The organism is Polaromonas sp. (assembly GCF_039930745.1).
In the GTDB taxonomy this organism is placed as follows: Bacteria; Pseudomonadota; Gammaproteobacteria; order Burkholderiales; family Burkholderiaceae_C; genus Polaromonas.
In genome coordinates this window covers 1-8,344 of record NZ_JBDTTH010000128.1, presented here as the reverse complement: position 1 = coordinate 8,344, position 8,344 = coordinate 1, and the positions used below count along the sequence as shown (strand labels likewise).

Here is an 8,344-nt window from a genome sequence, read left to right as displayed (position 1 = left end):
GCCGAAATGGGCTACGAAACCATGACACCCATCCAGGAGCAGGCCATTCCGGTCGTGCTGCAGGGCAAGGACGTGATGGGCGCAGCGCAGACCGGCACCGGCAAAACCGCCGCTTTTGCACTGCCGCTGCTGCAGCGCATGATGAAGCACGAGAACCCGTCCACCTCGCCGGCACGCCACCCGGTGCGCGCGCTGGTGCTACTGCCCACGCGTGAGCTGGCGGTGCAAGTGGCGCAGCAGGTGGAGCTGTATGCCAAATACACCAACCTGCGCAGTACCGTGGTATTCGGCGGCATGGACATGAAGCCGCAGACGCTGGAGCTCAAAAAAGGCGTCGAGGTGCTGGTCGCCACACCGGGCCGCTTGCTGGACCACATCGAAGCCAAAAACACTGTACTTAACCAGGTTGAGTACGTGGTGCTCGATGAGGCCGACCGCATGCTGGACATCGGCTTCCTGCCCGACCTGCAGCGCATCCTCAGCTACCTGCCCAAGCAGCGCATCACCCTGCTGTTTTCCGCCACTTTCTCGCCGGAGATCAAGCGCCTGGCTTCCAGCTACCTGCAGGACCCGGTGACCATCGAGGTGGCGCGTTCCAACGCCACAGCCTCCACGGTGGAGCAGCACTTCTACGCCGTCAATGCCGACGACAAGCGTCGCGCGCTGCACCAGATCCTCAAGGCCCGCGGCCTCAAGCAGGCCTTTGTGTTCGTCAACAGCAAACTCGGCTGCGCACGCCTAGCCCGCTCGCTGGAGCGTGAAGGCCTGAAAACCACCGCGCTGCACGGCGACAAGAGCCAGGACGAACGCCTGAAAGCCCTGGACTCCTTCAAAAAGGGCGAAGTCGATCTGCTGGTGTGTACCGACGTGGCCGCACGCGGTCTGGACATCAAGGATGTGCCGGCGGTCTTCAATTTCGACGTGCCTTTCAATGCCGAAGACTATGTGCACCGTATTGGCCGCACCGGCCGTGCCGGCGCCTCGGGCTTGGCCGTGAGTTTTGCCGCCAGCAGCGACCAGCGTCTGGTGGCCGATATTGAAAAACTCATCAAGACCAAGATCGAACTGGAACCCATGGAGTTCGAGGAAGACCAGCCGCGCATCAAGGAGCAGGGCCGTATCAACGACGGCCGCCGCATGTACCGCGACAGCGGTGACCAGCCAGTGCGCGAAGCAGAAGAAGCACCGCGCGAAAGGCGTGAGCGGCGCGAGCCCCAGCGCCAGGCCATGTCGCGCGACCCCTTCTTCGACAAGCCCTACGAATCCAGCCTGCCGGCCGAAGCGCAGCCGGCCTGGGAAGAGGCCGTCAAGAGCGGCACGTCGCGCGGCGTGTCGGCCAACATCAAGCCCAAGAAAAAAATCGCCGCCCTGTTCAAAACAGGCAGCTGAAGCCGCGCGCCGGCAGCTGCCCTGCGGCAGGTGGTCGGCCCGCGCCTACTTTTTTCTGCGCAGCTATCTGATGCCTGTGCCCGGCCACGCGGGCTAAGCTGGCGCCATGAGTTCCCTGTACGCCGGCTTGCGCAGCGCTTATCAACACTCTTCTCTTCCCGTGTTGCTCCGTCCTGCGCGGCGCGCCGTACAGCTGTGGATAGATGCCGATGGCCTGCGCATGAGCGCGGCCATGTCTTTCTACGGTGTTCTCAGCCTGGCGCCCCTGCTGGTGCTGCTGGTGGCGGTGCTGGGTTGGTGGCTGGACCGGAGTTACATCGAAACCAGCCTCATCACCCAGATAGGCGGCGTGATCGGCGAGCAGGGTGCACAGCTCATCCAGCAGGCGCTGGCGAGAGCGCGCAAACCGTCCGATGGCCTGCTGGCCTCGCTGATCGCTTTTGGTTTGCTGCTGTTAGGCGCCACCGGGGTGTTTGCCGAACTGCAGGACGCATTTGAGCGGCTCTGGCGCCAGGACACCGGCGTGGTGCCGCAGCAAAAGTGGTGGTACAGCGCCTCGCTGCGCTTGCGCGGCATTGCCTACATCCTGGCCCTTGGTTTCCTGCTGCTGGTGTCGCTCGCCGTTTCGGCCATTTTGAGTTTCGTGACCAGTTGGGCCGGCGCTTACATGCCGCTGGAGCGCATTGCGGTGGCCATCAACGAGCTGGTGTCCATAGGGTTTTCGGCGCTGCTTTTCGTTTCGCTGATGCGCATGAGCGCCGGGCCCAAACCTTCGCTGCGCTACCTGGTCATGGGCGGCATTGCCGGCGGCATCCTGTTTGCGCTGGGCAAATACCTGATGGCGATCTACCTGTCCACTGCCGCCGTGGTGTCCGCCTATGGCGCGGCAGGTTCGCTGGTGGTGCTGCTGATGTGGATTTATTTTTCCTCGGCGGTGTTGCTGCTCTCGGCCAGCGTGGCGCGCTCCCTGTCGGACGAAGCGGATCTCCGGCACGCTGACAGGCCCTAGTGGCCTGTCCCGCAAATAAAGGCGATATGAAATCGCCCATTCAGCCACCATGCGGCGTTGCTCGTCGTTGCCATAGCTGGGCTATGTCGCTTCCTCACGCCTTGCCTGGCGACTGACTGGACAATTTCATTTCATCACCCTATTTGCGGGACAGGACACTATTGCTACGCTATTGATAGCTGCTTGCGTCCGCCCTTATTGGGCTGGATGCCAAAAAGGCTCTAAATTTATGAATTCAGCCCGGCGGCTGCGCCTGTGGGCAGGGCACGCTGATGGACTCGAATCGGCCCGGTGTGCTGCCCAGCCGGGCGGCCATCAGGCAACCGCCCCAAACGCAGCCAGTGTCCAGTGGCAAGGTGTTGTGCAGCAGCCCGGGCGCGCCGGCAGCGGCATGGTCGGCACCCAGTGTGGACCAGTGGCCAAACGCTACTGGCGTGCCGGCCGTTTTCCTTCCGGGAACTTCAAACCACGGTAAATAGCCGGGTGGCGCCGTCTGGCTGCCGCCCGTGGTGGCAAATTCCATCGTGCCCCCGGCCGTGCAAAAACGCATGCGCGTCAGGGCGTTGACGATCACGCGCAGGCGGTCGGCCCCTTCCAGGCTGTCCTGCCAGTGGTCCGGCGTATTGCCGTACATGCCTTGCAGAAAACCGGCGAGGTCCGGGCCGCGCAGCGCCTGCTCCACTTCAGCGGCCAGCGCCAGGGTTTGTGCGGTGCTCCACTGCGGCAGCACGCCGGCATGCACCATCAGCCAGCCATGCGCATGGATGGCCATGCGGCGATGCCGCAACCAGTCGAGCAGGGCCTCGCTGTCGGGCGCGTCCAGCACCTGCTGCACTGTGTCGCCGCGGTGCGGTTTGCGCAGGCCTTGGCGGATGCCGAGCAGGTTGAGGTCATGGTTGCCCAGCAGGCACTGCGCGGCATCGCCCAGGCCATGCAGGCTGCGCAGCACGCCGAGCGAGTCCGGGCCACGGTTGACCAGGTCGCCCAGCACGTACAGCGTGTCGCGGCTCGCGGAGAAATCAATCTTGTGCAGCAGTCGCTGCAGAGGTTCATTGCAACCCTGCAGGTCGCCAATACAGTAAAGTGCCATGTGTTCATTCTGCCTTCGGATCCATGGATTTCATCCTCATCGCCTTTCTGACCCTGCTCAATGGCGTTTTTGCCATGTCCGAGCTGGCGCTGGCTTCCAGCCGCAAGGCCAGGCTCAACGCCCTGGCAGAGGGGGGTGACAAGGGGTCTCAGGCGGCGTTGACACTGCTGGAAAACCCGACGCAGTTTCTCTCGTCCGTGCAGGTCGGCATCACGTCCATCGGCATGCTCAACGGCATCATCGGCGAGGCGGCGTTCAGCGCCGGCCTGTCGGCCTGGATCCAGACCTTTGGCGCGCCGCTGCGTGCTGCCGACATCACGGCCACCGCGCTGGTGGTGACCACCATCACTTTCATCACCATTGTGTTTGGCGAACTGGTGCCCAAACGCATTGGCCAGCTGTACCCGGAAACCGTGTCGCGGCTGGTGGCGCGCCCCATGATGTGGGTGGCCTCCGGTGCCAAGCCCTTTGTCTGGCTGCTGTCTTTCAGCACACACGCGGTGCTCAAGCTGCTGCGCGTGGACACCGCCGGGGACCGCACCGTGACCGATGAGGAAATCGCCGCCAGTCTGGAAGAGGGTCTGGACGCCGGCCTGATTGAAGAGCATGAGCACCAGATGGTGCAGAACGTTTTTTTGCTGGACGACCGCCTGCTCACCTCGCTGATGTTGCCGCGCTCGGACATCGAGTGGATAGACGCGAGCGACACCGTGGCGCAGGCCATAGACAAGGCAGGGGCCACCGGCCACTCCTGGTACCCGGTGTGCCGCGGCAGCCTGGACGACGTGGTGGGTATGGTCAACGTGGCCAAGCTGCTGGCGCTGCGCGGCCGGATCCAGCCGGTGGGGGAGAGTACCGCAACCGGCACCACCCCCACCCTGGCGGACCGCATTGACGCCTACACCATCCCGGCGGTGTTTGTGCCCGAAACCCTGACCGGCATGGAGCTGCTCGAACAGTTCCGCACGCAGTCCACACGCATGGTGTTTGTGGTGGACGAATACGGCGTGGTGCAGGGCCTGATGACGCCCATGGACATGCTCGAAGCCATCACCGGCGAACTGCAGCCCGGCGCCCAGGTGGACGCCTGGGCCACCAAGCGCCCGGATGGCAGCTGGCTGATCGATGGCGTGATGCCGGTGTCCGAACTCAAGGCCCGGCTCGACATCCGGGAGCTGCCTGAGGAAGAGCGGGGACGTTACAACACCGTGGCCGGCCTGCTGCAAAGCGTGTCGGGCCGGCTGCTGCGCACCGGCGAAAGGGTGGAAGCGGCCGGCTGGCGTTTTGAAGTGCTGGATCTGGACGGCAAGCGCATTGACAAGGTGCTGGTCAGCGCGGTGGCCGAGCCCTCAACCCCGAAAGCGCCCTGACTCGCAGGACTTTTTTCTTCAGGGCCGGCTGGCAGCACCGGCCGCCGCCGGGCGCACCGCCGGCGTCACGGTGATCAACACCTCGTTGGCGCCGAAACTGCCCGCCTGCATCTGTACCGTCGCCATCCGCTCGGCCTTGGTGAACGTCAGCAGGCTGAGTTTGGAAAACGAGCTGGACGTCAGCGTCCATCCCGCGCCGGGCAGGCTGTCGCGAAACCAGGCAAACACCGTTTGCGGCTCGCCCGACGCCGTCACGTTCAAGCGGCCCATCCAGGTGTTGCCCGAGCCCATGACCAGCGAGTCCTGCTGCTTGATCACCGACCCCGCCGGCAGCGGCACATCACCCGCCAGCTGTTTGGCGGTGGCCTCGGTCACGGTGCTGTCATTGCCCAGCTGCACATTCCCCATGGACGTGCAGCCCAGCAGGGCAAGGGCGGTGGAGGCAGCAAGCAGGGTTTTGATGGCGGTCATGGTGTGAACCCGTGAGAGGTGGCAACAATGCCTGGCCCCGGGGGCACCGCGTGGGCGGGCCCCGGTGATCAGGCAGCGCGATTGTAACGGCGCGTTTACGCCAGCCGGCGCGGTGGCCAGGGGCCATGAAAAATGCGACTTTTAACGCGCCCAGGTGTGGGGAAAGACCTGCGCTTTGTAGCGTCTTCCCACATCAATGCTTAGGGGAAGTCTTGATCAAATTCTGCGTTTAAAGCAGCCCGCGACCCGCCAGGTTGGTCATCAATGCGGTGACGCCAAAAGTCCATGGCGGCGCCTTGTCGCTGTGCGACACGCGGTTGACCAGTGCCCCCAGGGCAGGCGTCTCAATGCGCACCACGTCTCCCACCACATGCGTGAAGCCCTGACCGGGGCCCATGCGGTCTTGCGTTGGCGCAAACATGGTGCCCAGGAAGAGCATGAACCCGTCGGGATACTGATGGTTGGCCCCTGCGGCCTGGCTCACCAGGTCCAGCGGGTCGCGGCTGATCTTCGTGAGAGAACTGCTGCCCCGCATGGTGAAACCCTCGGGCCCATCCACCCGCAGATTCAAATCGCAGCGACGCACATCGGCAATGCCAAAGTGCGCGTCAAACAGGCGAATGAAAGGCCCGATGGCGCACGACGCGTTGTTGTCTTTGGCCTTGCCCAGCAGCAGCGCGCTGCGGCCTTCAAAGTCGCGCAGGTTGACGTCGTTGCCCAAGGTGGCGCCCACCGTCTGGCCCCGGCTGTTAACGGCCAGCACCACTTCAGGCTCCGGGTTGTTCCACACCGACAGCGGGTGGATGCCAATGTCTGCGCCCACGCCCACAGACGACATCGGCTGCGACTTGGTAAAAATCTCCGCGTCCGGACCAATGCCCACTTCCAGGTATTGCGACCACGCGCCCTGCGCCAGCAGCGCTTCCTTCACACTGGCTGCCTGCGGCGAGCCCGGCACAATGCCCGTCAGGTTGTCGCCCATGATCGCGCTCAAGGCCTCGCGTATGCCATGCGCTTTTGATGCATCGCCACGCGCCTGCTCTTCAATCACCCGCTCCAGCAAGCTCTCGACAAACGTCACCCCGCTCGCCTTGAGGGCCTGCAGGTCACACGGCGCCAGCAGCCAGGGCAATTTTCCACTTTGCGTGGCCGGGTCCGACTGCGCGAGCGCCACCTCCAGTTGCGCGACGGGCTTGGCACGGCCATCGGCCAGCGCGCTTTGCACGGCCGCCGCGGGGTCTGCAAGCTCGAACAGCTGTGTGGCCGTTGGCGCAATGGCGGAGAGGTCATGCAGTGCTCCGCCAGATACAGCAACCAGCACCGGCCCCACGCCGGGTTGCCAGATCCGGCCAACAAGCGTGGCCCGCGCGTGGTCTTGCGGCAGGATGGAAGAGGGGGTGAGTGCAAGCGTCATGGAAACGTCCCGGTGGATGCTGATGGTCAAACATCGTATGTTAATACGTGTGATGGAGCCCTGTGAAGAAACGCCTGCGATCAGACGAGACTGCGCCCAGAGACGAAAGGTAGGTTGGCGCCAGCGAGCTGTCCCTGCGCCGCGGGTTCCTGCCGGCTGGTGCGGTGGCGCAGGCCCGTGTTCAAAAAGGCGTTGACGGGCAAGCGCGCTCCACGCGCGGGCCGGCTCAGGCCTGGGAGCGCTGCAAGGAGGACGGCAAGGTGGAACGGAAGGCGCGGCCTATGCAATAGGCAATGAGATCACTCAGCTCGGTCGATTTGTCAAAGACGGCGTTGGCGCCCAGCAGGCGGCAATGCGTCAGCAGCGAGGAGATCGGGTAGTTGGTCATCACCAGCACGTCCTGGCGGTCGCTACGGCTCCTGCAGTGGCGCAGCACGCCGGCACCGGTGCCTTCGCGCAGGAAGAGGTCAAGAATGGCAAGGTCCCAACCCTGGGGGTTGCGCTCCATCCAGTCCTTGGCTTCGGCTTCGGTTTCCGCGGACCCTACCCATTCAATGTTGGCTTCTTCAGAAAGCGAGTCCATCAGGTGCTTGCGCATCAACTCATTGTCTTCAACCAGATAGACCTTCAATGCCATGTCTGTTCCTTGGAGGCCGCAGGTCGCGGTGGATCAATTTTTAAATTCCGGCAAGGATACCCGGGCCGGGATGTCAAAGAGGGTGGGTCGAGCGCCCTGTCCGGCGTAAGCGCTGTCCTACGCTCATAGGTTCAATTTGGCGGCAGGCGAATGGGTGAAATCTGACAAGACTGCCTCTTTATGGTGCGCTTGTGTGATGACAAGCGGACTGCGCTACGCTGCGCCTCGATTCACTGACTCAAATTGCGCTTGGCTCAGACGCCCGAGTGAATTCGCTCCGCATGTTTGGCGGAAGTGTCAGCGCAAAGGCGTGTCTTTTCCTGTGCGGTGCATGTACTTGTCCTTACAGAAAAACACAGCTTGCCGGCGCCGGCCGCACTCTACTCTCACTTCTCTCTTGCGTCCACGCAGCGCGGTATGGCAAGCCGTTCGAATCACGAAACAATCAGCGGGGCATAAATGAAAACTTCATCCAGGCCGGGATTGAAAAATCTGGAGGGCCCCATTGATTTCCTCTTCTCAATCCTTGTCATTCCCGCTGCGTATCTGCTGATGCGCTACCGCCGGGCCGGCTCCAGCCGGCTACCGCAAACCACTTCGCGCTTGAAGGCCCTCGGCGTGTTCCCGGTTCGCAACCACTATTACGAACCCCTGTTTGACGACAAATTGCTTTCGCATCCCTTGCATGAAGACAGGAACTTGCCCGGCATGGACCTCAGGTGGCGGCCTTGAATTTCCTGAAGCACTACCACCCAGACTTGCTCAGCCAGGTCTGCCCCTATCTCGCGGCCGAAAGCGAGCCAGGCTCTTTCTATTTCAGGGTCACCCCTGAACGGGCGCTAGCCCCGCTTTAAAACCCTCCTGGCCCTGCCCGCTGCTCGGCTTATTTCGCGCCCCGTCCATCCATTTTGAACCGCCCCGTGTTTCATGGAGGCTGTTTGGTTTAAGTCAGGCCTCCACCGTG

Annotated in this window: 8 protein-coding genes; 4 read left to right on the top strand and 4 right to left on the bottom strand. The window is 63.1% G+C overall.

Translation table 11 applies throughout. From position 1 onward, the window contains the following. On the top strand, window positions 1-1,389 hold a 1,389-nt coding region (locus ABI660_RS21925; RefSeq protein ID WP_348072135.1), incomplete at its 5' end, for a DEAD/DEAH box helicase. A gap of 106 nt (window positions 1,390-1,495) precedes the next feature. Beyond that, a complete protein-coding gene (locus tag ABI660_RS21920) occupies window positions 1,496-2,398 on the top strand; it encodes a YihY/virulence factor BrkB family protein (protein ID WP_348072133.1) in 903 nt (300 codons plus the stop codon). Window positions 2,399-2,633: 235 nt separating this feature from the next. On the opposite strand, the gene ABI660_RS21915 is transcribed toward ABI660_RS21920, so the two are convergent. Further along, window positions 2,634-3,488 (bottom strand): symmetrical bis(5'-nucleosyl)-tetraphosphatase, encoded by an 855-nt coding sequence (locus tag ABI660_RS21915; RefSeq protein WP_348072131.1) that lies wholly within the window; start codon window positions 3,486-3,488, stop codon window positions 2,634-2,636. Between the two features lie 23 nt (window positions 3,489-3,511). Between ABI660_RS21915 and ABI660_RS21910 the strand changes: the two genes are divergently transcribed. Further along, window positions 3,512-4,858, top strand: a complete 1,347-nt coding sequence (locus ABI660_RS21910) for a hemolysin family protein (protein ID WP_348072129.1) — start codon at window positions 3,512-3,514, stop codon at window positions 4,856-4,858. A gap of 18 nt (window positions 4,859-4,876) precedes the next feature. Here the strand turns inward: ABI660_RS21910 and ABI660_RS21905 are convergent, their stop codons facing one another. From ABI660_RS21905 to ABI660_RS21895, 3 genes are all read right to left on the bottom strand, one after another. Continuing rightward, window positions 4,877-5,329, bottom strand: coding sequence for a hypothetical protein (locus ABI660_RS21905; protein WP_348072127.1), 453 nt, complete (start codon window positions 5,327-5,329; stop codon window positions 4,877-4,879). 229 nt (window positions 5,330-5,558) lie between these two features. Beyond that, window positions 5,559-6,743, bottom strand: a complete 1,185-nt coding sequence (locus ABI660_RS21900) for a fumarylacetoacetate hydrolase family protein (RefSeq protein ID WP_348072125.1) — start codon at window positions 6,741-6,743, stop codon at window positions 5,559-5,561. A 226-nt stretch (window positions 6,744-6,969) separates the two neighbouring features. Beyond that, window positions 6,970-7,380 (bottom strand): response regulator, encoded by a 411-nt coding sequence (locus tag ABI660_RS21895; RefSeq protein WP_348072123.1) that lies wholly within the window; start codon window positions 7,378-7,380, stop codon window positions 6,970-6,972. 459 nt (window positions 7,381-7,839) lie between these two features. On the opposite strand from ABI660_RS21895, the gene ABI660_RS21890 reads away from it, so the two are divergent. Continuing rightward, complete coding sequence (locus ABI660_RS21890) at window positions 7,840-8,112, top strand: hypothetical protein (RefSeq protein ID WP_348072121.1); 273 nt, start codon at window positions 7,840-7,842, stop codon at window positions 8,110-8,112. Window positions 8,113-8,344 lie beyond the last annotated feature (232 nt).